We start from the raw sequence: 25979 nt of genomic DNA on the forward strand, positions 1-25979 counted from the left end.
TTTATTTGTTGAGATCGATGCGCTGGCCGTTGACCATCACGCCGTCGTCGGTCATCAGGATCACGGAGCCCTTGTGCTCGAGGCGAATGCCTTCGGGCGCGAGCGAGATCGAGCTGTCCTGCACCTTCAGCAGGATGCCGCGCTCGGCCACGTAGACCTGCGTGCCGCCGCCGCCATCCTTGGCAGGTGTCGTCACCTCGACCGTGGTCGCGGTCGTGCTCCGCTTCTCGGCGATCGTCTCGGTCAGGTTGCCCTGCGGAATCTGCTTCTCTTCGCTACCCGTCGCCACCAGCACGGTACGCATCGGCCCCAGCACCTTGTGCGTCTCGCTGTTCTCGACCACGGTGTTCATGTCCTTCTGCGCGTGCATGAAGAATTCCTGCATGCCGTTCGTGTCGGTCATGCGGATCTCGTTCGAGCCCTGCCCCTTGTGCGTCTGGCTCTTGATCCCCATCGTCTGGCCGGCCGCGCCGTGGTACGGGTTGCCTTGCTCGCCGTTGAACACGCGGCCGACGATCACGGGGTTATCCGGATCGCCCTGATTGAACGCGACGAGCACTTCCTGCTTGATCCGCGGAATCGCGGCCGCGCCCCAACCGTCGCCCGCCCACGGTTGCGACACGCGTACCCACATCGAGTCGGAGCCATCCTTCTTGCCGCGCCGGTCCCACGGGAAATGCACCTTCACGGCGCTGCCGTTGGTGTAAATTTCCTCGCCCTTCGGACCGACGACCATCGCCGACTGCGTGCCGTGAATCACCGGTTTCGGCGTACCGCGCGGCGCACGGTACGGAATCTTCTTCGGCAGCAGCGCGAAGCTGTTGCGGTACGGCAGTTTTGCGCTGTGCTGCGTGTAATCGTTTACCGCCTCGTGGCGCACATGCAGGATCACGTATTCCTGGTTGTTCTCGAGGACCGGGTGATTCGCCACGTTGACGGCGCCGGCCGTGGTCATGCGCCACGCGTAGCCGCCGCCGGTATAGCGATGGGCCTGCGCCTCCTCGGCCTCCATCGCAAAACGGGCGTAGCGGTTGCCGTCGTCGCCGTGGTCGTACAGCGACTGGTGCTCGAACCGCTCGGTCGAGTCGAGCCGCGCGTGCTTGAGGTTCTGCGGGCCGGCTTCCACCAGCATCAGCGGCGACGACGGATTCTGATGATTGAAGTCGCGGAACGTGACCTTGCCGACGCCGAAGCGCCGGCCTTCGTGCAACTGGTCGATGCCGCTGTCCTCGCTCGCCTCGGTGGCGGCGAACGGCACAGTTGCCAGACCGTCGATCGGGCGGAACAGCAGATTCGTGTCGCCGATCACCAGCATGTGCTTGTCCTTCTCGTAGCGGTGCGTCCATACCAGCCCTTCCTGCTCCATCAACCGCGCGCAGAAGTTGTAATAGGACTCCTGGTACATCACCACGTATTCGAGCGGTTTCTGGCTCGTCCGGATGTCGAACACGAAATCCGAAAATCCGTGCTCCTGGAAGATCTCGGTGAGGATGTCCTGCGCGGTCTTGTTCTGGAAAATCCGGCAGTCGGTCGAGCGCGTCAGGAACCAGAACCATGGCACCGCCGTCAGGTGGTACTGCGTGACATTCCCGGGATTGCCGGCGCGGTCGAACGACGCAACGTAGCCGTCGAAGTAACGGTCGTTCTCGCCGGCACCCGATGCAACGACGCGTTCGAGCGTCGACAGGCGCGCCTGCTGATCGAACCGGATCTTGACCTGCTGGCCGATCAGGTCGTCGGGGCGCAGGTCGTGGCGATGCGACAGCAGGTCGAGGTGAATTTCCGGCAACCGGTTCACGTACTCGTCGACGACGGCGGCGCTGACCAGCAGCACATCCGGGCCGAGCGGCGTATCGAGCGTGACGTAACGATTGAGCTGGGTCAGGCGCGCGGGGTTGGCGGCGCCGTTGATCGCTTCGGCAACCGCGCCGGGCGTCTTGTCCATCAGCGAGAAGCCGGTCTGTGCGAGCTGCATCGCACGCTGGACGGTGTCGACGTGCCCGGCCAGGCCCGCGAGCGGCCCGAGGCTCCCGGCAACACTCGAGGCGATCGGCCCTGCAAGGCCGCCGAGCGCGCTCAAGGAGCCGAGCGCGCTGCCGCCCAAACCATTGGGAATACCCCCGTTCGGAGCGAAACTCATTCTTGTTCCTTGCGTGTGATCTCAGGTTCCGTGGGCCGTCTGGCCGGCCCGAAGCCCCGTTAATGTAGGACAAATTCCGACCGCGCGAAAGGCACCCGCAAACGTTTCCGTTCGAGCCCCGAAAATCGAAAACCTAGACCAGCGGCTGGACGCCGGGGCACGGTTGCCCACGGCGAAGCAGCGCGCCGGTTTGCGCTGAAAACAGCACCACCTGTACAAAGCTGGTAACCGGAACGTAGGGCACGAAGAACCGATCCATCACGTGTGCGAATCCGCCAAGACTGAACCCGGCGAAACGCTGTTCATCGACCACCAGCCGCACTTCGAGCCCCTGCGCAAACGCCGACGCCGGCTTGCCGGGCAGCCAGCGCCGCACGCGCGCGGTCGACAACGAAACGAGCGCGTCGAAGCGTCGCCCGGCGTCGACCGAGCATTCGGCCCAGCGGGTGCAGAGCCGCGTCAGTTGGGCCAGACCGCCGTTGTCGAGCCGAATCGCCTGCGGTACGAGCAATGACAGCAGATCCCACAGCTCGCCGTAGCGGAAAGCCGGCGGCCGGCTCCGGGTCGGCCGGTTCAACAGCGCGATCGTCCCCACCGGATCGCCTGCGCGCAAGGCCAGCTCGCGTTCCTGCATCCCGGACAGGTCGCCCTGGGTACAGGAAAGCCGGATCGCCAGTTTGCGCTGCCCGGGGTCGGCAGGTTGGCCGTCCCGGTCGATCAGTGCCAGTTCGACGCCGCGGCGCTGCTCGGCAATCTCGTCCGGGGACGGCGTCTTGCCCGCCTTTTTGTCCTCGGGGTCGACAGGCTTCTTCGGCGCCCGCCGAGCCTCGTCGCGCAACACGGCCCAGTACAGCCCGAGGTGGGCGCCCATCCCATGCTGCAACGACTGGAACGGCGGCAGGAGCGACGTACCGGCGTCGGAAATCTCGCGAACCGTGTCGATCGACCAGATGTTCGTCTGCGACGCGTTCTTCTGTGCCAGCGCTTTCACCGGGTAATACGAACCACCGGTACAGGTCTCAATCGGCTCGGCGTCGTCCAGGAAAAGGTTGATCGCGGGCGTACAAAACAAACGCACATGTTCAGCCGTCGCTGTGGCCAGACGTTGCGCCCGATGAGAATCCGGATGCACGCCCGCGATCACCAGATGCAGTGCGACGCGACGACTGCCGCCTGCGATCCGTTTGAGCGGTCGCATATCCAGGTCGACAAAATCGAAGCGCTCCGGAACGGCGCAGTACTCCATCAGCAGGTGAACAGGCACGAGCGCATCGTCACGCGGCATATCGAGCAGCGCATCGGCCGGCTCGAGGCCGACGGCCGTGAATACCTCGCCCGGAAGACGCTTCCAGCGTCCGGATCCGTCAGCCTCGGCGAAACCGCGTACGGCAAACAGCAGGATGGCGTCCATGAGTGCCGCGACGATCTCGCGCGCGCCGGTAAAGTGCAGACGCAACCTGTCCGGCACGATCGCGAACGCGGCTTCAGGCGAGGTCAGCTCGAACGTGACAGTCAGCAAACCGGTCGCCTCGGGCGGCAACGCCGCATCGCGCGGTGCAATCGCCGACGTCGTGTAACGCACATCCGAAACAGCCAGCGGCACGATCGCGACCTCATCCGTCATGCGAAATACTTCGCGCTCGGCCGGAGCAACCAGGTGCTCGCCGCAGGGGATGACGCGGGGCTCTGTCCGATTGCTGGTTCGGTCGACATGAAATTGCGCAATCGCGCAGGAAGGAAACGGACGCAGGAACGCGCCGTGCAGCGTCTCGAGCAGGCTGTGCGTAAACGCGGGCACATCATCGTCGAGGCGGATGTCGTGAGACGACGACATCAATGCGAACGACTGCAACAGACGTTCGACGTGCGGATCTTCGGAATGCTCGCCGGTGATCGCCAGGCGAGCGGCGATTTTAGGAAAACGCTGCGAGAACGCCTGCATCGATCGGCGCAGCAGCGCCATCTCGCGTTCGAAGTGCGGAAGAAGATCCTTGGGTTCGATGGCCATACACGTTCCGATCGTCGCTGTGCTCGCCAAGCGGCGATGCAGGATTCAAAAAATCGAGCGGAACGATTCTATTCGGGCAACTGAAAATCTCGTTTCGAATTTATTCAGCGGCCTCCGATCTTCAATCAAAGCCTGGGCCAATGATCCGTCCCATCAGCCGTGAACATCAAGGTCCGTTGCTTGTGAACAGTCGCTCAGGTGCCTGCATGGCAATGATGGCAAACAGTTACAGCCGACAGCACCGTGACAGTCCGGTATCCGTGCTTTCAGATCAGGCTGAGCGGCTTGCTTGTCGGCAGGCAACGCAAGCGTCATCGCTGCGTGCCAGTACGCGCCGCCCCTTTCCTCACCGCGGCGAAACCACAATCGCCGCCCTCCGATTCTGCGTCTTGCCGGCCGGCGTACGGTTGTCGCCCACCGGGTCGCGCTTCCCTCTTCCGACGACTGCGATGCGCTTCGCATCCAGCCCGACGTCGACAAGCTCGATCTCCACGACCTCGGCACGCCGCCTGGACAACTCGACGTCATAGTCATCCGCGCCATCCTCATCCGAGTACCCATAAACCCGCACGCCGTTGATCCCCGCCGACCTGAGCGTGCGCCCGATCCGCTCGACGATCCGCCGCACATCGGGCTTGAGGTTATAGCGGTCGAAATCGAACAGGATCGGTCCGGTCGAGCCGAACTCGAAACCCTCTTCGGTCTCGTGGAAACCGGCCGACTTGAGCGTCGAGACCTGCTTCTGCGTCAGCCCACGGTGAAGCGGCGGCGCCGTGCAGCCCCCCAGCAGCATGCACAGCAGCAGCGCGCTTCCGACGCACATCCGCCCCAGGCTCACAGGAAACGAGTAGTTCATTTCACATCCCCTTCGAGTGCGCCCGCGTCGGGTGCACTTTTTGTCATCCGCTGCCGCGGCCTCGCCCGCAGCGCGAAACGATCGGCATCAAACCGGTCCTGCAACACTTTCAGCCAACCGCCACGAGCCTGGCCGAGTGCGCTTGGCCCGATACATCGCTGCATCCGCCGCGCGCAGCAAGCCGCTCGCGTCCGACGCGTGGTCGGGATACAGCGCAACGCCGGCACTCATCATGGTGGCCACCATGCGGCCGTCGGACAGTTCGATCGACGGCGCCATGCCGGACAATATCTCGTCGGCGATGCGACACACGCTGCCCGCATCGCGCGCCGCCGACAGCATCACCGCAAATTCGTCGCCGCCGAGGCGTGCGACCAGATCGGCCTCGCGCACCTGCGTGCGCAGCCGCGCCGCGATGCCGATCAGCACCGCGTCGCCGGCGTCGTGGCCGAGGCAATCGTTGACCTCCTTGAAGCGGTCGCAGTCCAGATACAGGATGCCGACCCGCTCGCCCGTCGCACCGGCGTCGCTGAGGGCACGTGCAAGACGCGACTCGAACTGCGTGCGGTTGGGCAAGCCCGTGAGCGCATCGTGCGTCGCCTTGTGCTCGAGCGATGCGTTTTCGTCGCGCAGCGTGTTCTGCCAGTCTTCGAATTCGTCGAGCAACGCATTGAAGTCGTCGCCGAGTTCGTTCAGTTCGGCGATCGGCACGGGCGCGACCCGTCGCGCGAACGCTCGCTCGCGCCGCACGGCGTGCGCCACGCCGGCCAGCGCGCGCAGCGGCGAAACGATGTTGCGCAGCAGGCGCTTCGAGCTGACATACGCGCCGAACACGCTGACGGCCAGGCAGCCGAGAATGCCGCCGATGCCACCGAGCAGGAAGCCGAAGAACTGGTGCCCGCGGCCGCGTACGACGACGTGACCGACGACGATACCGTCGTGCATCACCGGGACCGTCACCGGCCCCGGCAACGCAAAGTCGGCGACGACGCGCTCGAGCCGGGCGATCTCGCTGGCGGCAGGCAACTGCCATGTCGCGAACAGCTGGTCCTTGCTGTCCGTGACCACCACCTGCGCCACGTCCTCATCGCTGGCGATCAACCCGATCGCCTCGTTCGCCGCGACGCGGTCGCCGAACACGAGCGCCGCCTCGACCGTATAACCGAGCGAGCGCGCGAGCAGGTTCAGGTTGTTGCCGGCATACGCGCGCAACGCGATCACGGCGACCACGATCAACGACACGGCGGCCATTGCGACGGCAACGAACGCGAGGCGCAGGTGCGCGCGGCGCAACACGCTTTGCAGCGTCGGGCGCGACACGCGCGAGGGGGAAAAGTGAGGCGCGAACCGTGTCATTGCGCCCCCGGCCGTCGCGCGAGATTGAGCACATTCGGGTGCACGCGCACGCCGCTGCGCGCCACCGCGTCGAGGTTGATGTCGAACGATACGCGTTCGCCGTCGACGTTGAGACAGAACATGCCGCCTGCGGTGCAGGACGGATCGTGTTCCGAGATCGTCAGCACCGGGTGGCCGGCCACCGCGGCTCTCACCCGCTTTCGCTCATCGTCGCTCAGGATGCCGAGATAGACGACGTCGCAGGCCATGCCGAGCGACGGATCGTCGAAGCGGACACGCTGCACGTCGAGCAGCGTCGAGCCTGCCTGCAGCGTGTCGGTCAGGCCGCGCGCGTAGTCGGGCCGACCGGTGACGCACAGATGCAGGCGAACGGGCGTCGTCGGCCAGTGCGTGAAGCTGATGATGCCGAGTACGACCTGACGCACGGCGGAGTCGTGTGACGAAACGGCGGGATCTGCGGGGCTCGCGGTGGCGACGATGCGCATGGTTTCGACCTGACCGTCCACATCGACCGGCGCCCCGGTGAGCATGGTGGGTGCTACGCCCAGTGCGCAAACGATTGCGAGTAACGCGTGGCGCAGCGAAGCAGTACGGCCGTGCCGGCCCGTCTTCGGCGCGGCAATCGCTGCCGCGCCCGTTGGCGTCATTGCAGTCGCAAGACTGACAGCCGCCGCGCACACTTTTGCATCCATGATGGCAACATCCGCTGGCGTTGCTCCGGCGCTGCCCCTGCCTCCCTCCGTACGCGAGCAGGCACCGTATCGCGCGCACGATTGCTTCATCTTAGGTAAAAATTCGCATGACCAACCAGTGGGAAACACCCGCTAAAACCGTCGGAAAGTATGCTGAATCGGCGCTGTGCACGACGATTGTGACGAGCGCGGCATCCATCGTCGGTTCAGCATGGACGGCAGCGAATTGATCAGCAGATTGGGCGTGCGGCTAGCTCACGCTGCCCCGCCCTCGTCCGGACTTCCGATTAGACCATATACGCAAACCGCCGAACGTCCGACTCGTTGCCACTGTTCATCGACAGACTCGACCACGGCCTGCTCGCGGTTTGTTATTGTCTCTGGCGGCGAATCCGGGCAATGACAATGAGGGCAATGGAGAGGAGAGTCCCTCTTACAAACACGTCCCTGATATTCACTGCCGAAAGCAATCCGTCAACGCTCAATTTCCCGAAACAACCCGGCGCAAAAAAACAATTTAAAGTTAGTGCAAGCAGCCACGCAACATACATCCCAGTAATGCAAATTCCCCAAGCCCCAATAAACGCAACGATCCAACGACTCACTTCTTTCCTCCTCCATTCGAGGGAACAGGCACCATCGGCCCAACCGCTTCCTGAGTCACACTTCCGCCAAGGGTACCTCCGATTACTCCCGTCGTATTTGGCCGAAACAGATTCCATCCACTTCCGGCCCAAACTTCGCTAGCAGCCCATCCATTGGTATTGTTAACCGTAGGTCGAAGGGCTGAATTAATCCACGACTCAGCGAGCCTACCGGTTGAATACCCAATCACTGAGAGCGCGCCACTCGTAATGCCAGCATCGACGATGCTGGCATTCTTCCCTTGCAAGACATTATTCAACGCAGTTGTCGTCGCCCCACCGATCGTATTTACGAATACGTTCCAGCCCAACTTGCCATACGAGCCGGCTACACCAGTCGCAAACGCACCGGCCACATCAACTGAATTGACCTTGCCATCCTTCCCGTACTGCGTTCCTGCATTGATCCCCGCACTGATCGCCCCCGTCCCAACCGGCGACGCCAACGCTCCCGAACCCAACACCCCGCCCGTACTGAATATCGGCGCACCCGGCAACGCCGCGATTGGTCCACCTACCGCTATCGTCGCCGCACCCACTGCCGCACCCAGCGTGAGCTTCTCGTATGTGCTTTGGAGCCCCTTGTCCCGGCCCGCCGAGTTTGCTATCGCCTGGCCGTCCGGTACGTTCATCCCGACATCATTCGGATAGTGCTTCGCGTACATCTCCACATTCGCTTTCTGCTCCGGCGTCGCATAGAACGTATACCCGAGTCCGCTGTTCCCATCCGCCTCCAGCATCCCGTGCGCCTGACCCAAAAAGTCACTTGCGCGCTGATTCCATGTGCCAGTCGAACCGTTCTGCACTTGCAGATTGGCCTGCGTCGTGAGTTCGTTATGCGCCTGCTCGAGCGTCAGGCCGTATTTCTTCGCGTAAGTCGCTTCCTTTTCATTGATCCACTTCTTCTCTTCAGGATGCAACTGCCTATTAAACCGATCCACCCCCGCCCCGGACAACGCCCCCGCCCCACCACCCAGCAACGCACCCGCACCACCGGCCAACACATTCGACGCAAGGTTCCCCAGCAACTCATCTACGTTCGCGTTACCCGTCGGCCCCGCATCCTTGATCGACTTGGCGATTTCATTCAATTCCGGCGCAAGCTTCGCCGACACGCCCGCACCCGCAGCCCCGCCCACCGCACCCAAACCACCACCAGTCAAGCCGCCCGTCAACGCACCACCAGCAACATGTAGCGCAGCCCGACTATCACCACCCTCTGCCCAATCCTTCGCGTCCTGCTGATACTGAGCCTTAAGCACCGGATCACTCGCGCCATCCGCATTCTTCAGCGCTTCATCGCGCTTCTTGTCCGCATACGATCCAACCTGCTTCGCAATCGTCTCCGCCGCCGCCTGCGCCGCATTGATCAGATCCGCCTGATTGCCCAGCACCTGCTGAAAATCCGGCGTCTTGCCGACCGTGCCATTCAGGTTCGACGTATCACGCTCCAGCGTCGCCACATCCTGCTTCTGATTCGCCTGATCCGTAATCGTGATGCTGCCGGCACTGACCGCGCTCTTCGTCGTTGCGCTACTGCTGTCGCTCTCGCTCACATACAGCGGCAAGACACCACCCGTGTTCTTCCCGCTCGTCGGCCCGTGCGTCGCGTAGTTGTTACCGCCATTACCCACACCACCACCCGCACTAACCCCAAAGCTGCTCGCGTCGTATGCCGAGTGATTCCGGATATCCGAGAACATCAGCGTCCCGGACGTCAGCTGGTTCTTGTCCCGCGTCGCGGTACTCGCGATATACGCTCCCTTCAGGTCCGTATTGCCCTTGACCGTGATGTCAAAGCCGCCGTCTCCCGCCTGAATGCCCGTCTGCTCGTGCACGCCCGCATAGTTACCGCTCGCGCGACCGTTCTGCATGCTGACGCTGGCGCTCGCGCCACCCATGCTCGCGTTGAACCCGCCGCCCGAACTGCTCTGATGCGCGGCGCTCTGGCTCGTATCCTGCACCGACGCAAGATTCAGGTTCCCGCCGACATCCGCGATTACCTTGTGCGCATTGACGTTCGCCCCGACGATATTGGTATCGCCGCCGCTGATGATCGTCGCGGTATTGCTCGCGTTGATGTGCGTGTTGTTCTGCGTCGCCGCATCCGAGTTCGCATCGCCGTGCGCGCGCGCCATCGACGCCGACACCCCGAACCCGCCCGTTCCATACGAAACACCTACGCCCGCGCTCTTCGACTCGCTCGTGCTGCGCGTGCTGTCCATGTCCGTGCTGTTGATCAGATTGACCTTGTTCGTCGCCTCCAGCAGCACGTTCTTCGCCGTGACGTCCGATCCCTGGATCGTCACGTTACCCTGTCCGGCATTCTTGTCACCCGTCGCGATGAACGCAGCCGTACCGCCGGCCTTCACGCTGCTGCCGTTGTTCTGCGTGCTGTTCTCGGTGAACGTCGACTTGCTGGACGACGAGCCGAAGCTCAACTCCACCTTCGCCTCGACCTTGCCCTTCGGATCGTTCAGCGCATTCGTCATGCTGCCCGTCGCACCGACCAGATCGGCCATGCCGCCCGCCGCCGCAATCGCATGCAGCGCTGCCGCCCGTCCGTCCTGGCTACCGCCCGCGCCTTGCGCCTGCTGATTCACGTTCTGGATCGCATCGATCACCGGCGACTTCACCGCCAGCGTGAAACCCGAACTCTTCACCTCGTGGGTTTCTTCGTGATGACGATCCGTCTGCGACGCATCGATCGTCACTTCCTTCGCGACGCCCGTCACATCCTTGCCGGCAACAATGTCGGAGCCCGTCACATGCAGCTTGTTGCCAGCCACCATCGACACGCTGCCGTCCGTGCTGCCGATCAGGCTGCCCTGCGAACCCTTCACCGTATCGCGGCTGGCATCGATCGCCTGGTTTGTGCCATACGAGATTCCGGCGCCAGGACTACCGAGGCCGGACTTCTTTACGTCCTTGTAGTGATACTCGCTCGAGGCCGTGTCCGCCGTCGTAACCGTCAGGTCGTGTCCTGCGGCGAGGCTCACGTCGTTGGTTGCAGCGATTGTTGCGGCCTTCGCCGTCAGGTCATTTCCAGCCTGCACGGCGACGGTATTGCCCGACAACGTCGTGCCGACCGCATTGGTGTAGCTGCTCGAATCGATCGTGTGTGTCGATTTCGACGACAGGAAGCCGTTTTCTTTGTGATAGTGCTCGTCGTTCGCGCTCGCGCTCTGCTCGCCAGCGTTCAGGTTAACATCGTGCCCGGCGCTGACGCCAATTGCGCCCTGCGCGTTGGCGTATGCAACCGTCGCATTCACGTCATGGCCTGCCACAATCGCCAGGTTGCCGCCCGTCGCGATCTGCGTACCCGTGTCGCTCGACGCAGAGTGTTCCGCATGGTTGCGATCGTCCCACTTCACTGCGTCCTGGCTGCTCTGGCGAACCGCATTCAAATTGACATCGTTGTTCGCTGCCAGTACTGCATTGCCGGTCGTCGCGATAACAGCCGCGTTGGCATTCAGGTCCCGACCGGCAACAGCCTGAAGCGTGCCGGCATTGACCGTCGATACACGATCGATGCCGGTCGCGCTGCCATTCGCCGCTTTCGCCGAACTGGTCGTGCTCGTCAGGTTGAGATCACGGCCGGCCGACAGCGCTACAGTATTGCCTTGGATCGACCCGCCAAGATTATTGAGATCCTGGTTCGAGCTCGCGAGCACCGTTCCGCCCGACACCGTACCGCTGTTGTCGATCGAATCCGCATGGATGATCGTCACGTTACGGCTGGCAATTGTGCCCGAGTTCTTGTACGCACCGTTGGCATCGACCGTGACGTTCTTGCCAGAGATGATCGTGCCTTCGCCGGTCACGTCCGCCGCGTTCGCGCGCAGATAGACCTGCGGCACCAGCACCGTCTGTTGGCTGCCGTCCGGCATGGTCACCGTCTGATTCACCAGCCAGACGATGTCGCTCGTCAGCGCGGCCATCTGCGCGTCGGTCAGCGCCGTACCGACGTTCAATCCGAACTGCTGCGATGCCTTCACGCCGTTCGCCATCAGCGCCTGATATTCGCTCTGGTTGTCCGTATAGTCGCCGATGAAACGCTGGCCGGTCGTCTGGATGATCTGCTGCTGAATCAGCTGCTGCTCGTAGAAGCCATCGCCGATCCGCTTGAGGACGGCATTCGGATCGACCTTGAGCGCATCCAGCATCGTGTCGCTCGACAACCATTTCCGGTAATCGGTAAAGCGCGGATCCGTCTCGATCAGGAAGTGGCTGCCCGGGTCGCTCGTGACCTGATACAGCGCGTTGTTGGGCAAACGTGTGTTCGGCGTCACCGTGCGCACGACGACATCACCTACATTCGCCTTCACAGCCGATACGTTCCCCACGCCGACACCGGACACGCCCGAGCCGACCAGCAATTGCCCGCCAATATCCTTGCCCGCCACCGGCGTCACGCCCGTACCGCTTGCGCCCTGCGCAACGGACGTCGCTGCCGCCACGCTCTTGATCGGATTGGACGGTTTGCTCGGGTCGGTCAGTACCACCGGCAAATCGATCGTTTGCGACGGAATGGCCGGCGAGTAGTTGGTCGTGGAAGTCGCGCGTTCGTCACCACTGAAGGCACCGCCCGACTGGACCCAGGTATAAATTGCCTTGCCCGAGCCGGTGAACGTTTCAGTACCGGTCGCACCGATGTTCTGCACGTTCGTCGGATTGTTGCCGTCGCCGGCTACGATCTGGCTCTTGTCGTTGACGCCGGAGGGCGTGTTGATCGCGATGTGCCGGCCAGACGTAATCGTGCCGGGTTGTGAAGCCGTTACCACATCCTTGCTCGATTTCACATCGACCGTGTAGACGGTATAGGTCTGGACGAGCCGGCTCGACACGTCCGCGTTATAGCCGACCAACGCCTGGTTCAGATTCTGATAGGCGGCAACGGTCGCCTTGTACCACTGCTGGAAAGGCGCACAAGCCGCATTGGTCGACGTCACGCATGACGGGCTCGGGGGACCGAAGGGATCCGGTTTTGCACCCGTTACGTCAGCTTCAGTGGGAGCCTTGATGGAAAACCAGTCACTACCGACGTTGCTTCTACCGGTCAACAGTGCTACGCCCGGTGACATCCAAAACGGCCCTGTCGTAGTCCAAGCCGAATTGGCATCAGGCGGCGGCGTCACACCGAACGTCGCCCAGATGTCGCCAGGCACCGTCCGATAAGCTCCGGTCTGCGAAGCCGTGTCCCCATTCGCGAAGTTCGTCGCGGGATATGCAGTGTTATCGATCTTGCCCGCCACACCATTCATCGTGTACTTCGCGTACTCGGCGAACGGATATTTGGTCGACGGCAGCAGAATGAACTTCTGGTCGTCGTCCAGTGCCCACTGGTAGTCCGTGCCCGGATGAATTTCCTGACTGTTCTTCTGGTACAGGTAAACGGTCGACGGGTCGATCTTCTCGGTCGAGCCGGGGACCTGATACCACAGCTGGTTGCCGCTGGCGGTCGTGACAGTCGACGTCTGGAAATTCGAATTCAGGTTTTCGAACCGGTTCGCGTCGATCGTAATGTCACGACCGGCATCGAGCTGTGCCCCGTTGTTCGTCACGACCTGCGCGCTGCCGGTTGCCTGATGGTTCGCGTCCAGCGCGCCGCCGACGCGGATGTCGTTGCTCGCGTAGATCAGTGCATTGTTCTGGTTCTTGAGCGTCTGCGCGCCAATGTCGAGGTCGCCGCGCGACGCAATCACGCCGCCCACGCCTTGCGCGTTCTGGTCGTTAACGACTGTGTTCGCGCCCACCGCGACCGTATCGCCATAGATCCGGCCACCGGCGTTCGTGATGGTGTCCCCCGCCGTCACCGTCGTGGTACCGCCATCGATCAGACCTTCGTTCGTAATCGACTGGTTCGCGTGGACGTTCGTAGCGCTCCCACCGAAAATCTCGCCCGTCGCGCGGTTCCGAATGGAATTGGCGTTCACATTGGCAACATTGCCTGCCGACAGCGTGCCGCTGTTGTCGAGCGCGCCGCCGACCGTGGTCGTCAGATCATGACCCGCTACGATCTGCCCGGTGTTGGTCAGATCGCCTTGCGTCGTTACGTTGACGTCGCCCGCTGATTGGAGCTTGCCGTCGTGGTTGAGCGTACCTGTCGAGACCGTCAGTTACTGACCGCCATTGATATCACCCTGGCTATTGATCAGCGTGTTCGACGCCGTCAATGTTGCCGTGCCTTTCGACTGGATGCTGCCCGACGTGTTGTCGATCGTCGGTGCGATGAGCTTCGCCTCCTTGTCAGCGCGGATAGCACCGGACGTATTGTCGATCGTCTGGTTGGCGTTAAGGGTAACGCTTGCGCCCTCCATCCCTGCAGTCAGCCCCGGCACGCCTGCCGTTGTCGGCAACGTCCAATTGGCGGTCTGCGCATTGCGAATCGTATCGCCCGTCACCGACAGCGCGCCGCTCGCGTGCATGGCCCCGCGCGTGTTGTCGACCATCGTACCGGACACCGTCACATCGTTGTTGCCGCCGATCTGGCCCGCCACGTTCGACACCGTACCGGCGCTCCGTACGGTCAATGCGCCGTCAGCCACCAGCGAACCCGCATCGTTGGTCACGGATGCCGCGTTGACGGTCGCCGCACCGCTCGACGAGATTGCACCACCCGCGTTGCTCAGCGCCCCCGTTGTCAGCGTGACGCCGTTGCCGAGAACCTGACCACCCGTAGATTGCCCTGCCAGTACTCCATCGTCGAACGTCTGGCCGTGCGTATCGACGTCGACCGCTCCCGTTGCCTGCACCAGCCCCGACCGGTTATCGAACGCTCCCGACCGGCTCGTCAGTGATTGGCTTGCCGCCACTTTGCCGAGCGTGTTGTCGATCGCCCCCTGTCCGGACGCGAGCGTGACATTCGCCCCTGTGATCGTGCCGCCCGAGTTCAGCAAACCGGCATTGGTCAGGGCCGTGTCGCCCGATGCCAGCAGCTTGCCGCCAACGTTGTCCGTCGTGCCAGATGTCGTCACCGACAACGCGCCGGAGACGGAGCCGATCGTGCCACCGTGGTTCGACACGGTCTGCGCCGTCACGGTCGTGTCGTGTGTTGCCGCAATCGTACCGCCGGCATTCGTCAATGCGCCTGACACATCGAGCTTCGCGGTATTCGCCGACACCGCACCTTGCGAATTGTCGAACGTACCGGCCTGCGTATTCAGCACGCCAGCAGCGGTAATCTCGCCCTGGGTATTGTCGAGTGCCTGAGAAACGGTCAGCGCCATGTCGCCAGTGGACGTGCCGATCTGGCCTGCACGGTTGTTCAGCGTGCCGGCCGTTGCGGTCAGCCCGGTTGCCCCCACCAGCTTGCCGCTATCGTTCGACACCGTGCGCGTTGCGGTCAACGACAATGCATCCGACGATGACCCAATCTGGCCGCCCGCATTGACGAGATCCCCCGTCTGGATTTGCGCACCGCGTACGGCCGTCATACTGCCGCTCGAGTTGTCGATCCCGTCGCTTGCAACGACGAGTGCATTGGCCGAACTCACCGTGCCGCCGGTGTTCGTCAGGGACTGCGTCGCACGCAGCGTCGTGTCACCGGCGGCCGATCCGATCGTGCCCGCCGCGTTGCCAATGCTGTTTGCCGTCACCGACAGACCATTGCCGCCGACCATGGAGCCGGACTGATTCGAGACGGCCCCCGTCGCCGTCACGGTCAGCGCGTCAGTGGTGCCGATCTTGCCGCCCGTATTCACGACTTCGGTCGCTGTGATCTGTGCGGCGTGTGCGCTGATCGATCCGGCCGAGTTGTCGAGATGGGTCGCGTGAATCGACAGGTCGTTACCGGATGCAACCTTGCCGTTTGCGTTGCTCAGCGATTGCGTGACGTCGAGCAAAGTATCGCCCGCCACGGAGCCCATCTGGCCCTGTGCGTTGGAAATCGTATTCGCCGTCAGCGTGAGACCATTGCCGCCTGCGATCTTCCCGTTGTCGTTCGACACGTTCCCGGTCGCCGCCAATGTCAACGCGCCCGTCGAAGTGCCAATCTCACCGGCCACGTTCGTCAGGTCAGTTGCCGCGATCTGCGCCGTGCGCGCAGTCATGTGACCTTGGGTATTGTCGAGCGCGCCAGCCGAGTTCAGCGACAGCGCATCCGCCACCAACGCGCCGGACCGGTTCGAAACCGATTGCGCAGTCACGTTCGCGAGGTTGTGCGAACTGATCGTCCCGGAATCGTTGACCAGTTGCCCCGCACTCAGCGTCACGTTCTGGCCGCTCATCGTGCCAGCGACGTTCGACAACGTGCCATTCGTCGTGACGTTGACTGCACTGGCCGCGTTCACGGTCCCGTGGTCGAGCGTGACGTCGTTTGCGAACAGATTGACGTTATCGCCCGCTGCCAGCGTGCCGCTGCTCGTCACATTCGCAGCGCGCGCCGTGACAGAGCCACCGCCGACGAGATTGCCAGCGGAATCTGCACCCGCGTATACCTGGCCGCTGTTGTTGAACGACGTGGCGGCGGTCAGGTTCGTGTTGCCACCCGACGAAACCGTTCCGGCATTCGACAACGCCTGAGACGCGTTCAGATCGGTGGCCTGCGTACTGACAATCGTGCCTTGCTGGGCGACGTTGGCGCCATCGATCCGGGTGTTCGCGGCCGACTGAAGACGCGCCGTCGGCGCAATCGTTACATCACCATTGTTCGAGACTTGAATATCGCCGGTCAGTGACGTGACGGAACCGGCATCTCGCACCCCGACGCCAGCCTCGGTCCCGATCATCCGGACGCTATTGGCGAACATGCTACCCAGTGCCTGCACGTCGATCGCGACGCCCGGTGCCGCGCCGGTGCCGGACTGGGCATGTGCGGTGTTGCTCGCATAGTCGACGCGGTTCACGCCTGCCACCGCGTCGATCGAATCCGCCCAGACCTGACCGTTGATCGTCATCGCGCGTGCGATCAGGTCGATCGCGCTGCCGTGGGCGTCGAGCCCTGCGCCGCCGACGCCGATGTGCCCCTGCTTGACGTCGAACCCGGCCAAAGTGCCATCGGGATTGAAGGTCGGCACGCCGGTCGTCAGCGTCACGCGCGGGACATTCAGAAAGCCGCACCCCGCACAGGTGATGCCGGCCGGATTCGCGATCACGAGATTCGCACGCTTGCCGGCAATCTCGGTCGGGCCGAGTAGCTGACTGGGACGACCCGACGTGACCTGGTTGACGATCACGCGCGCCGTGTTGTTGCCGAGAAATGGATTCCCCTGAACCCAGCCGGCGAGCTGCGTCTGCGCATTCTGGCCGCTGTTGACCAGCACCGCACCCTTCGTCCCGACGTTGTACTGCGTAAAGCTGTTCAGCGAGACGCCGTTCTTCGGTGCGGTAATGTTGACGAGCGGCACGCCCGATGCCGACACGCCGACGACCGGATGGGTCGGCCCGCTGCGATCCGGCGTGATCGGCAGGGTCGCCTGCGCTTCCGCGACCAGCGGTTGCATGCCGAACGTGCACAGCGACGCAAACGCGATCGCACGCGCGGCAAACCAGATCGAGCATCCGGATTCCGCCGCTTCAGCGCGTGCCGTTCGCCGCACACCACCGCGTTCGCCGCGCCCGTGCGCCGATGCATGTTCGTCGACGGCCACCCACATGCCGCGCACGGCATTGAACACCAGGCGAAAGATTCCGGAATTCATGATCGATTTCTTCCTGAAAATACGTCGGGCCAGCGACATCGCTCATGCTTCGATGCCGCTGGCCGCGCTCACACGTTACTTGCAGCTCAGCACCGCCAGACCGTTCACACCTCCCGCCGTCGGTGCATGAACGCCATACGACACGACGAGATACGGCATCGATGCATTCGGTCCCATGAAGCGGGTAAACAGCGACGATCGCGCCGTAACCGACGTCGAAATCGAACCGACCTGCGTGCTGCCGATGAACGTCTGATTCGTGTCCGCGCCGATCGAGTACTGCAGCGTCAAGGCCGCGTGCGCGTTGAGGTTGCCGAATGCGTCTTTCTGGCTGGTCACGACCGCGGTCGCACCGGCAAGCGATCCCGGTGCGGTATTGCCGTCGGTCGAGGTAGGACGCGTTGCGGCAGCAAGCGTGCAGCTCAACAGCGTCTGATCGGTCAGGCTGACCGTGACCGGGGCGCCGACCGCCCAGGCCTGGCCCTGGTTCGCGTTGTACGAATGTCCGGCGGAGTCGCTACCCGCTGTCCAGCGGCCGATCGCATAATCGCCATTGCCGGCGATGTCGGTCACGGTGCCGGTCGACAGACTGAGCAAGTCGCGGCTTAGCGGCAGCGTGGTGTACGCGCCCGGTGCTTGCGACTTGAGTTGCGATGCGTCGACGCCACTGGTCGACAGCGTGAGCGACCCACCCGGGAACGAACCGTCCGCTTTCCACGATACGGGCGGGGTCATCACACTCACGGTCGCGAGGCTGCTCGACAGGGCCTGCGACTGACCCTCTACGCGAATCGACGACGCAGCACCGCCCGGCAAATGACCGCCGACGGATGCGTCGGTCGATGCCGCGGCGCTTCCACTGCCACCGTCGTCGCCGCCACCACACGCGCTCAGCCCGAGCGCGGCCACCACCGCAAACGTTGCCGTCACGGCTTGCAGGATATGACGCTTCTCATACACCAATTTCATGGCTACTCCTTAGTTATACTTGACGATCAACGAATTGCCGACTCAAGATCCATGACCTCGATCGGCCCACCCCAACTACGCTCAGAACAATGTGCTGACCTGAAACAACAACGTCGGCGAATCGGTGTTGAAACCTGGTGGTTTCGACAACGGCCAGCCGAGCGAGACGTCGTAGTTCAGCGCCGCACCGAGAACGTTTTTCGGTGCGAGATGGCCGCGCACGCCGACGACGGCCCCCACGAGCGTCTCGCCGATCAGGAATTGCGCGGCCGGCCCGCGCACGCGCCCGGCATCGACACCGATATACAGCGCCTGCGTGCCGATCGGCGTCGGCACATACCAGTCGAGTTCGTTGGAAACCGCCCAGCCGCTCTCCGCGGCGAGCGTCAGTTGTTGATCGAAACCGCGTACGGCATAACGCGTGCCGATCGTGAAATAGTCGGAAGGGGTCAGCGGCGTGCGTGCGTTCTGCATGTTCCACGCGAACTGGTACGAGAACGCCTGACCGCCAAGCTTGAAAGGCACTTGGGCACTGAAGCTCGCCAGCTCGACCTGCGTCTTCCCGTCGAAGTCCGGCGCACCCACCACCGTGCCGGCGTTGCCGGACAAGCCCGGCAGCGACGCGCGCCACGCAAGCGAACCGTCGAGCACGACATTGCCGATCGTTTGCCGATGCGCCAGACCCAGTTCATAACCGATGATGTCGCGACGCTGCACCGGAACGTCCACGCCATCGATCGCGTTGCGGCTGATCTTGCGGAACAGGTTGCCGCGCAACTCCGTCCGCGCGTGGGCGTTCCGATGGATCACGCCGGACAGTCCGGCCTGAAGCTGGGACTGAATACCGCTGTATTCGATCGGCTCGCCAAACCCCGCGATGGTCTGCTTGTAGCGCGAGCGGCTCGCGTTCAACGTCAGCATCGCGTAACCGATCGGCACGCTGTAGTTGGCTGACACCGACTGGTTGCCGTGGTCGGATGCGCCGAAGTTCGCGTTCGTCGTACCGGCGATTTGCAGCTGGTCGTAGAGGTGGAACGGCGAATCGAACGTGATCGAACCTGACAGTTCGTACTTGCCTGTCGAGTCGAGGCCCGCGTTGTCCGACCCGATGACGGCGTGCCAGCGCTTGCCGGTTCCGGGATGCGGGACGACCTCCGAGTCGCCGGGCTCCACACCCGGTGCAATGTCGAAGGTGGCATCGGACTGCGATTGAAGGCGGCGCAGGTTCTCCAACCCTTGATCGATGTCGCGCTGGTTCAACAACGCACCGGTCGAAGTCGGCAGCACCGTGCGCAACCAGCCGATGGTGGATGGATCTGCTCGGACGTCGCTGATGCGCCCCGGGACGACACGCAGCGTCAACGTCCCCGATTGCATCGATTGCGTCGGCACGAGAACGCGGGCCGTGACATAACCGCGCCCGATCAGTGCGTTATTGGCGGCGTCCTGAATCTGCTTGAGCGCGGTCTTGCCGACACATTGCCCGACGACCGGCTGCAAAAAGCGTGCGAGCCATCCGAACGTATTGCCTTCCAGCGCGATGGTCGTGACCGGAAAACACGGCGTGTCGAGCGGCAGGCTCGCGACACCGGCCTTCGACGACGATTCTCCGGTTGGCGTCAGCACATTGGCGCGCGGATTCAGTTCCTTGACGGCTTCCAGTTGTTGCTGCTGCAAACGCTGAATTTGCGGGCCAGGCGTCATTTCGGGCGACGGAACGCCTTGCGCTAACGCGGAAACACTCGCCAACACCGAAATCAACACGGCCGAAGTTTCTCGATGCTTCATGGGTTGGCGGCGTAATGATTGGTCTCGCACGCATCGTAATCCAATGAAACATATTCAGGTATATTGTCTTAAATACGAATAATCGACGTCCGATTGTTATTTCGCCTCGCCTTTCAAACTCGTCCTATATTTTTACGGACGCCTCTTGTGCAGCCATCGTCACCAGCACAATGAATTTGACGATCTGAAATCTTTTTCGGCGCTGGCATGTTTATATTTTTCGATACCTTGACCAGCCGGAACGCCACCTCACCCGCCTCCTTCGGCTATCGAATCACGACAATCTCAATTTTTATTCTCATGGAATCCGCAACAAATATCCTCGCAAACACATTTCCATCAAAATCCAATTTTCTTTACCGAGACCCAAGCTCTCACGAACTTCGATTACGCGAATCATTTATCCCGATAGACCAACCTCAATTTCATTGACACCAGTTTTATTGATTCATCAGTCATCACAATAGGTCGAATACGATCGGTACGAATTTCGTCGTGTCGCACATTCACAACAGATGCCTGATTACGTCAAACCGCGCGCCGGCATCCTCGACGAATCTCACGAACCACGCGTTCCTCACCGCCCGGCATTCCGCCGCCCCTGGCTCGGCGGCGTTCTCATGCCGCCGAGTTCTTGGTGCGTCATGCGCTCGCGAGTATGCTTGTAGCTCGAACGACTTCCCACACCGGCAGCGCAGCGAATGCAACCTCGCGCTTGCGTAGCCAACCGCCATCTACCACCCATGGACTTCGACGTCATCGTTCTCGGCGCAGGCATCGTCGGCGTCTCCGCCGCGCTGCACCTGCAGGATCGCGGCCGCAAGGTCGCCCTCGTCGATCGCGGCGCGCCCGGCGAAGGCACGAGCTTCGGCAACGCGGGGCTGATCGAGCGCTCGTCGGTCGAACCGTATCCGTTCCCGCGCAGCCCGTTCACGCTGATGCGCTATGCGCTGAACCGCTCGACCGACCTCTACTGGCACAGCGCGTCGCTGCCCGCGTTCGCGCCGTGGCTTGCGCGGTTCTGGTGGGAATCGGCGCCGCTGCGTCATGCAGCAGCCTCGCGCGACATGCTGCCGCTGATCGAGCGCTGCCTCGTCGAACACGACGCGCTGATCGCGCGGGCCGGCGCCGGCGAACTTATCCGCGCGAACGGCTGGCTGGAGGCGTTCCGCACACCCGCCGCGTTCGAACGCGGCGTAGCCGAAGCCGGCCTCACCGCGCGCCGCCACGGGCTCGGCATCACGCCGCTCGATGCCGCCGCGCTGCTCGCGCACGAACCGAGCCTCGCGCCCGGCTTCTGCGGCGCGCTGCACTGGCTCGATCCGAAAAGCGTCGTCGATCCGTCCGCGCTCGTCAAAGCGTACGCGCAGCTCTTCGTGCAAGGCGGCGGCACGCTGCTGACGGGCGACGCCGCGAGCCTCGACGCGCTGTCGCCCGGCTGGCAGGTCAGCACGCAGGACGGCACGGCCGCCGCACGGGCCGTCGTCGTCGCGCTCGGCCCGTGGTCCGACACGGTGTTCGGCAAGTTCGGCTACAAGATTCCGCTGCGCGAGAAGCGCGGCTATCACATGCACTACGCGCCGTCCGCGCGCGGCGTGCCGTCGGCGCCGATCGTCGATCGCGAATACGGTTACGTGATCGCGCCGATGCGGCGCGGGCTGCGGCTGACGACCGGCGTCGAGATCGCGCGGCGCGGCCTGCCGCCGACCGGCGTGCAGCTCGAACGCGCGGAACGCGTCGCGCGGCCCGTGTTCGGTTTCGGCGAGCGGCTCGACCCGCAGCCATGGCTCGGCTTCCGGCCGTGCACGCCCGACATGCGCCCGGTGATCGGCCCCGCGCCCGCGCATCGCGGGCTGTGGTTCTCGTTCGGGCACAACCATCATGGGCTCACGCTAGGGCCCGTCACCGGCCGCCTGCTGGCCGAGATGATGACAGGCGAGACTCCCTTCACCGATCCGGCGCCCTATCGTGCCGACCGGTTCTGAACACGTAGGGAATCAACGCACGCGCTCAGTCGAGCGCCCGCCCGAAGATCCGGATGACTTCGTCGAGATGCTCGGCCATCGCGCGGCGCGCGGCCTCCGGGTCGCGCGCGCGGATTGCGTCGAGGATCGCGCGGTGTTCCAGCTCCGACCGGTGCGGCATGTCGTTCGGCATGTACAGCGACTGCAGCCGCTGGAACATCAGGTCGTACTTGTGCGCAAGCAACTGCTTGATCATCAGCGCATACGCGGGGTTGTCGCTCGCTTCCGCGATGCGGATATGGAACAGCCGGTCGCCCGGATGCGTGAGCGAGCCGCTGCGGTTGTCTTCCTGGTTGCGCAGGAACGCTTCGTGAATCCCTTCGATCTGCTCGTCCGAGCCGTGCTTCGCGGCCAGCGCCGCAGCTTCCGGCTCGATCAGCCGGCGCGCCTGCAATAGCGCGAACGGCGGGATTTCGGTGTCGAGATCGAGCGCGATGCCGAGTTCGGGATCGATCTCGACGATCGTGAACGGCGCGGCCTTCGCACCGGGTTCGGGCTCGGGTTCGGCGGCCGTTTCGGGGTGGCGCACCTTCACGCCGTCGCCGACGCGCACGCTGACGAGCCCGCTCACTTCGAGCGCGATCAGCGCTTCGCGCACCGACGTGCGCGACACACCGAACTGTTCGGCCAGTTCGCGCTCGGGCGGCAGATAGCTGCCCGGCGGAAAATCGCCGGACTCGATCATCGCACTGAGCTTGTCGGCGATCTGCTGGTAGAGGCGGCGGTTCTGAATCGGCTGGATGGACATACGTTGATGCAGGTGATCGGTTTCGTTGCGGACGGTCCGACGAATCGCACAGGCCGTTCGCGCCTATTTTATATGCCGCGCTTCGTCTCGCACGGCACCGCATAGCAATGCGCGGCCGTGCCGCCCCACAGCGCGTTGCGCTCCGCGGCCGACAGCCGCGATTCGGCCCAGCGCTCGACGATCGACGCCACTTCGTCGTACGTCGCGGCAAGCAGGCACACGGGCCAGTCCGACCCGAACATCAGCCGCTGCGGGCCGAACGCGTCGAGCGCCGCATCGAGGCACTGCTCGATATGCCGGATGTCCTGCGCGCGCAGGCCGCGCCGCCAGTCGGCTTCGGTCACGAGCCCCGACAGCTTGCACGCGACATGCGGCATCGCGCCCAGTTCGCGCAGCGCCGCGCGCCAGCGCGGCAACGCGGTTTCGTCGCGCTCGAACTCGGCCAGCGCCGGCTTGCCGACATGATCGAGCACGAGCCAGTGCGCATCGTGCCGCGCGCAGAACGCGCGCACGTCCGGCAACTGGCGCTCGAACACGAGCACGTCGTACACATAGCCGTTCGCCTGCAGCCACGCGACGCCGCGATTGAAACCGGCATCGGCGACGAACGCACCGACGTCGGCTTCGTCCTGCACCTGGTGACGAAAGCCGCGCAGCTTCGGGCTGCGCCATTCGGCGACACGGTCGGCAAGCTGCGGCGCGCCGAGATCCTCCCAGCCGACCACCGCCGCGATGCGCGCATCGTCGCGCGCAAGATCGAGCAGGAACGCCGTCTCGTCGCGCCCGGCACGCGCCTGCACCGCGATCGACGCGCCGAGCGCCTGCGCATGCATCGGCGGCCACAGCGCGTCGGGCAGGTAATCGCGCGCGAGCACGCCCATCCCGGCGCCGATCCACGGATAGTCGGCCGCGCGATAACGCCAGAAGTGCTGATGGGAATCGATACGCACTGCGCCCATGGTGTCCTCGTGTTCCGCTCCGGCCAGCCACCTCACGCCGCCGCACGCGCTACCCACCGCGTGCGGCGACGCCATGACCCGCCCATCAGTCGTACAACGCCGCCGCGACCTTCGGATCGTCGATATTGGTCTTGTCATACCAATAGAAACCGGTATCGATGACCTTCGGCAGCTTCTCGCCCTTGATCGCCTTCACGGCCGCCTCGACCGTCTTGTAGCCGATCCCGACCGGGTTCTGCGTGATCGCGCCGGCCATCAGCCCGCTGCGGATCGCGTCCTTCTGCTGCTTGCCGGAATCGTAGCCGACGATCACGACCTTGCGCTTCATTTCGCGCACGCCGTTGACCACGCCGATCGCCGAGCCTTCGTTGGTGCCGAACAGCCCCTTGAGCTTCGGATACGCCTGCAGGATCGACTTCGTCACCTCGGTCGACTTCAGCTGGTCGCCTTCGCCGTACTGCACGGTCACGACCTTCACCTTCGGGTGCGCCGATTTCATCCGTTCGAGAAAGCCGTCGCGGCGATCGATGCCGGTGCGGCTCGTCTGGTCGTGCGCGACCACGGCCACCTCGCCTTCGTCGCCGATCAGCGCGGCGAGCTTGTCGGCGGCGAGCGATGCGGCGGCCTTGTTGTTGGTCGAGGCCGTCGTCACCGGGATGTCGCTGTCGACGCCCGAGTCGAACGCGATCACCGGGATCTTCTCGCCCTGCGCCTTCTTCAGCAGCGGCAGCGCGGCCTTGCTGTCGAGCGCCGCGAAGCCGAGCGCGGCCGGTTTCTTCGCGATCGAGGCGGACAGCATGTCGATCTGCTTGTCGACCATCGCCTCGGTTTCCGGCCCTTCGAACGTCACCTTCACCTTGTAGTCTTTCGCGGCCTGCATCGCGCCCGATTTCACGGCCTGCCAGAACTGATGCTGGAAGCCCTTCGAGATCAGCGGGATATAGGTTTCCTGCGCCTGCGCACCGGCCGTGACGCCGACGGCGAACGTCAGCCCGACGATCGCGTTCAACACCTTGCTCCTGATCACTTCGCGTCTCCTTTTTTCGTATCGAATGGAATGCCGGCCGAAACCGGCGGTGAAGCGCATGCCTGCGTGCGTCAACGGCGCCGCCGGCGCAGGATGTCGACGTAGACGGCGAGGATGATGATCACGCCCGTCACGACCGTCTGCCATTCCTGCGCGACCGACATGATGCGCAGGCCGTTGGTCAGCACGCTCATGATGAACGCGCCGATGATGGTGCCGACGATGCTGCCCGCGCCGCCCGACAGCGACGTGCCGCCGATCACGACGGCCGCGATCGCATCGAGCTCGTAGCCCTGCCCGAGCGCGGGCTGCGCGGAATTCAGCCGCGACGCGATCAGGAGCCCGGCGATCCCGCACACCGCGCCGCTGAACGTGTAGACCGCGATCTTCCACGCGTCGACGTTCACGCCGGACAGCCGCAACGCTTCCTCGTTGCTGCCGAGCGCGAACGTGTAGCGGCCGAAGATCGTCCGGTTCAGCACGATCGATGCGCCGACCGCGACGAGAAACAGGATCAGCACCGCGTTCGGAATCGGCAGCGCGGGGATCAGGTTGCCGATCAGCGAATCCTGCGCGATCGACGTGAAGCCCGGCGTGTCGTTGAAGTAGATCGGCCGCGTGCCCGAGATCACGAGCGACAGCCCCTTGAGCAGCATCATCATGCCGAGCGTCGCGATGAACGGCGGCACCTTCATCTTCGCGATCACGAAGCCCGACACGCAGCCGGACAGCGCGCCGAACAGCAGCGCGGCCAGGATCCCGAACGGCAGCGGCATCCCCCACTTCGTCAGCACGACGCCGGCCATCACCGCGCAGAACGTCATCAGCGTGCCGACCGACAGGTCGATGCCCGACGTGATGATCACGTAGGTACAGGCGACGGCCAGCACGCCGTTCACGGCGGTGGCCTGCAGGATCGTGACGAGGTTGTCGACTTCGAGGAAGTTCGGCGACGCGATGCTGAAGAACACGATCAGCAGCACGAGGCTCGCGAACGCGAGCAGCTTCTGCCTCGCAGCCGGGTTGAAGAAGCGGGCGCGGAAGCCGGGTGCGCCGGCCTGCGAATCGCCGGAAGCCATGGGCGGGACGGGATGCGTATCGTTGGACATGATCGGGTAAGCGTCTGA

General features: G+C 63.7%; 15 protein-coding genes. 2 read left to right on the forward strand and 13 right to left on the reverse strand.

The features are described from left to right. Position 1 precedes the first annotated feature (1 nt). The 5 genes from LXM88_RS26825 to LXM88_RS26845 all read right to left on the reverse strand — a co-directional run bounded on the left by LXM88_RS26825 (position 2) and on the right by LXM88_RS26845 (position 7052). Positions 2-2140, reverse strand: a complete 2139-nt coding sequence (locus tag LXM88_RS26825; protein WP_262545734.1) for a type VI secretion system Vgr family protein — start codon at positions 2138-2140, stop codon at positions 2-4. Between the two features lie 133 nt (positions 2141-2273). Continuing rightward, positions 2274-4148, reverse strand: coding sequence for a type VI secretion system baseplate subunit TssF (gene tssF, locus LXM88_RS26830; protein ID WP_262545736.1), 1875 nt, complete (start codon positions 4146-4148; stop codon positions 2274-2276). A 346-nt stretch (positions 4149-4494) separates the two neighbouring features. After that, entirely contained in the window at positions 4495-5004 is a 510-nt protein-coding gene (locus LXM88_RS26835) for an OmpA family protein (RefSeq protein ID WP_262545738.1), read from the reverse strand. 87 nt (positions 5005-5091) lie between these two features. Beyond that, a complete protein-coding gene (locus LXM88_RS26840; RefSeq protein WP_262545739.1) occupies positions 5092-6360 on the reverse strand; it encodes a diguanylate cyclase domain-containing protein in 1269 nt (422 codons plus the stop codon). Further along, positions 6357-7052, reverse strand: a complete 696-nt coding sequence (locus LXM88_RS26845; protein ID WP_262546933.1) for a YfiR family protein — start codon at positions 7050-7052, stop codon at positions 6357-6359. The genes LXM88_RS26840 and LXM88_RS26845 overlap by 4 nt, the downstream gene beginning before the upstream one ends. 107 nt (positions 7053-7159) lie before the next feature. Here LXM88_RS26845 and LXM88_RS26850 point away from each other — a divergent pair, with 107 nt between their 5' ends. Next, positions 7160-7282, forward strand: coding sequence for a hypothetical protein (locus LXM88_RS26850; RefSeq protein WP_262545740.1), 123 nt, complete (start codon positions 7160-7162; stop codon positions 7280-7282). A 371-nt stretch (positions 7283-7653) separates the two neighbouring features. Here LXM88_RS26850 and LXM88_RS26855 read toward each other — a convergent pair whose 3' ends face one another. The 4 genes from LXM88_RS26855 to LXM88_RS26870 all read right to left on the reverse strand — a co-directional run bounded on the left by LXM88_RS26855 (position 7654) and on the right by LXM88_RS26870 (position 20094). Continuing rightward, the gene (locus tag LXM88_RS26855; RefSeq protein WP_262545741.1) at positions 7654-13632 is read right to left on the reverse strand and encodes a hemagglutinin repeat-containing protein; all 5979 of its coding nucleotides are present in this window, start codon (positions 13630-13632) and stop codon (positions 7654-7656) included. Between the two features lie 183 nt (positions 13633-13815). Next, a complete protein-coding gene (locus tag LXM88_RS26860; protein WP_262545742.1) occupies positions 13816-17376 on the reverse strand; it encodes a two-partner secretion domain-containing protein in 3561 nt (1186 codons plus the stop codon). Positions 17377-17412: 36 nt separating this feature from the next. Next, positions 17413-18306 carry a hypothetical protein gene (locus LXM88_RS26865; protein WP_262545743.1) on the reverse strand — a complete coding sequence of 298 codons (894 nt, stop codon included), beginning with the start codon at positions 18304-18306 and terminating at the stop codon, positions 17413-17415. Positions 18307-18387: 81 nt separating this feature from the next. Then, the gene (locus LXM88_RS26870) at positions 18388-20094 is read right to left on the reverse strand and encodes a ShlB/FhaC/HecB family hemolysin secretion/activation protein (protein ID WP_262546935.1); all 1707 of its coding nucleotides are present in this window, start codon (positions 20092-20094) and stop codon (positions 18388-18390) included. A 743-nt stretch (positions 20095-20837) separates the two neighbouring features. Between LXM88_RS26870 and LXM88_RS26875 the strand changes: the two genes are divergently transcribed. Next, positions 20838-22079 (forward strand): NAD(P)/FAD-dependent oxidoreductase, encoded by a 1242-nt coding sequence (locus LXM88_RS26875; RefSeq protein ID WP_262545744.1) that lies wholly within the window; start codon positions 20838-20840, stop codon positions 22077-22079. 25 nt (positions 22080-22104) lie between these two features. Here LXM88_RS26875 and LXM88_RS26880 read toward each other — a convergent pair whose 3' ends face one another. The 4 genes from LXM88_RS26880 to LXM88_RS26895 all read right to left on the reverse strand — a co-directional run bounded on the left by LXM88_RS26880 (position 22105) and on the right by LXM88_RS26895 (position 25961). Then, entirely contained in the window at positions 22105-22866 is a 762-nt protein-coding gene (locus LXM88_RS26880; RefSeq protein WP_262545745.1) for a FadR/GntR family transcriptional regulator, read from the reverse strand. 68 nt (positions 22867-22934) lie between these two features. Continuing rightward, positions 22935-23825: an amidohydrolase family protein gene (locus LXM88_RS26885; protein ID WP_262545746.1), complete on the reverse strand. Its 891-nt coding sequence runs from the start codon at positions 23823-23825 to the stop codon at positions 22935-22937. A gap of 85 nt (positions 23826-23910) precedes the next feature. Then, complete coding sequence (locus tag LXM88_RS26890) at positions 23911-24852, reverse strand: ABC transporter substrate-binding protein (protein ID WP_262545747.1); 942 nt, start codon at positions 24850-24852, stop codon at positions 23911-23913. Positions 24853-24923: 71 nt separating this feature from the next. Further along, positions 24924-25961 (reverse strand): ABC transporter permease, encoded by a 1038-nt coding sequence (locus LXM88_RS26895; protein WP_262545749.1) that lies wholly within the window; start codon positions 25959-25961, stop codon positions 24924-24926. Positions 25962-25979 lie beyond the last annotated feature (18 nt).

The sequence above is a fragment of the Burkholderia sp. S-53 genome (assembly GCF_025560745.1).
Taxonomy (GTDB): domain Bacteria; phylum Pseudomonadota; class Gammaproteobacteria; order Burkholderiales; family Burkholderiaceae; genus Burkholderia; species Burkholderia pyrrocinia.

Bases quoted from the DNA above. Each gene is read 5' to 3' on its own strand.
- LXM88_RS26885 (WP_262545746.1), bottom strand. From the start codon at position 23,825: ATGGGCGCAGTGCGTATCGATTCCCATCAGCACTTCTGGCGTTATCGC.
- LXM88_RS26880 (WP_262545745.1), bottom strand. From the start codon at position 22,866: ATGTCCATCCAGCCGATTCAGAACCGCCGCCTCTACCAGCAGATCGCC.
- LXM88_RS26825 (WP_262545734.1), bottom strand. From the start codon at position 2,140: ATGAGTTTCGCTCCGAACGGGGGTATTCCCAATGGTTTGGGCGGCAGC.
- LXM88_RS26870 (WP_262546935.1), bottom strand. From the start codon at position 20,094: ATGAAGCATCGAGAAACTTCGGCCGTGTTGATTTCGGTGTTGGCGAGT.
- LXM88_RS26875 (WP_262545744.1), top strand. From the start codon at position 20,838: ATGGACTTCGACGTCATCGTTCTCGGCGCAGGCATCGTCGGCGTCTCC.
- LXM88_RS26850 (WP_262545740.1), top strand. From the start codon at position 7,160: ATGACCAACCAGTGGGAAACACCCGCTAAAACCGTCGGAAAGTATGCT.
- tssF (WP_262545736.1), bottom strand. From the start codon at position 4,148: ATGGCCATCGAACCCAAGGATCTTCTTCCGCACTTCGAACGCGAGATG.
- LXM88_RS26865 (WP_262545743.1), bottom strand. From the start codon at position 18,306: ATGAAATTGGTGTATGAGAAGCGTCATATCCTGCAAGCCGTGACGGCA.
- LXM88_RS26840 (WP_262545739.1), bottom strand. From the start codon at position 6,360: ATGACACGGTTCGCGCCTCACTTTTCCCCCTCGCGCGTGTCGCGCCCG.
- LXM88_RS26895 (WP_262545749.1), bottom strand. From the start codon at position 25,961: ATGTCCAACGATACGCATCCCGTCCCGCCCATGGCTTCCGGCGATTCG.
- LXM88_RS26860 (WP_262545742.1), bottom strand. From the start codon at position 17,376: ATGTCGCTGGCCCGACGTATTTTCAGGAAGAAATCGATCATGAATTCC.
- LXM88_RS26845 (WP_262546933.1), bottom strand. From the start codon at position 7,052: ATGGATGCAAAAGTGTGCGCGGCGGCTGTCAGTCTTGCGACTGCAATG.
- LXM88_RS26835 (WP_262545738.1), bottom strand. From the start codon at position 5,004: ATGAACTACTCGTTTCCTGTGAGCCTGGGGCGGATGTGCGTCGGAAGC.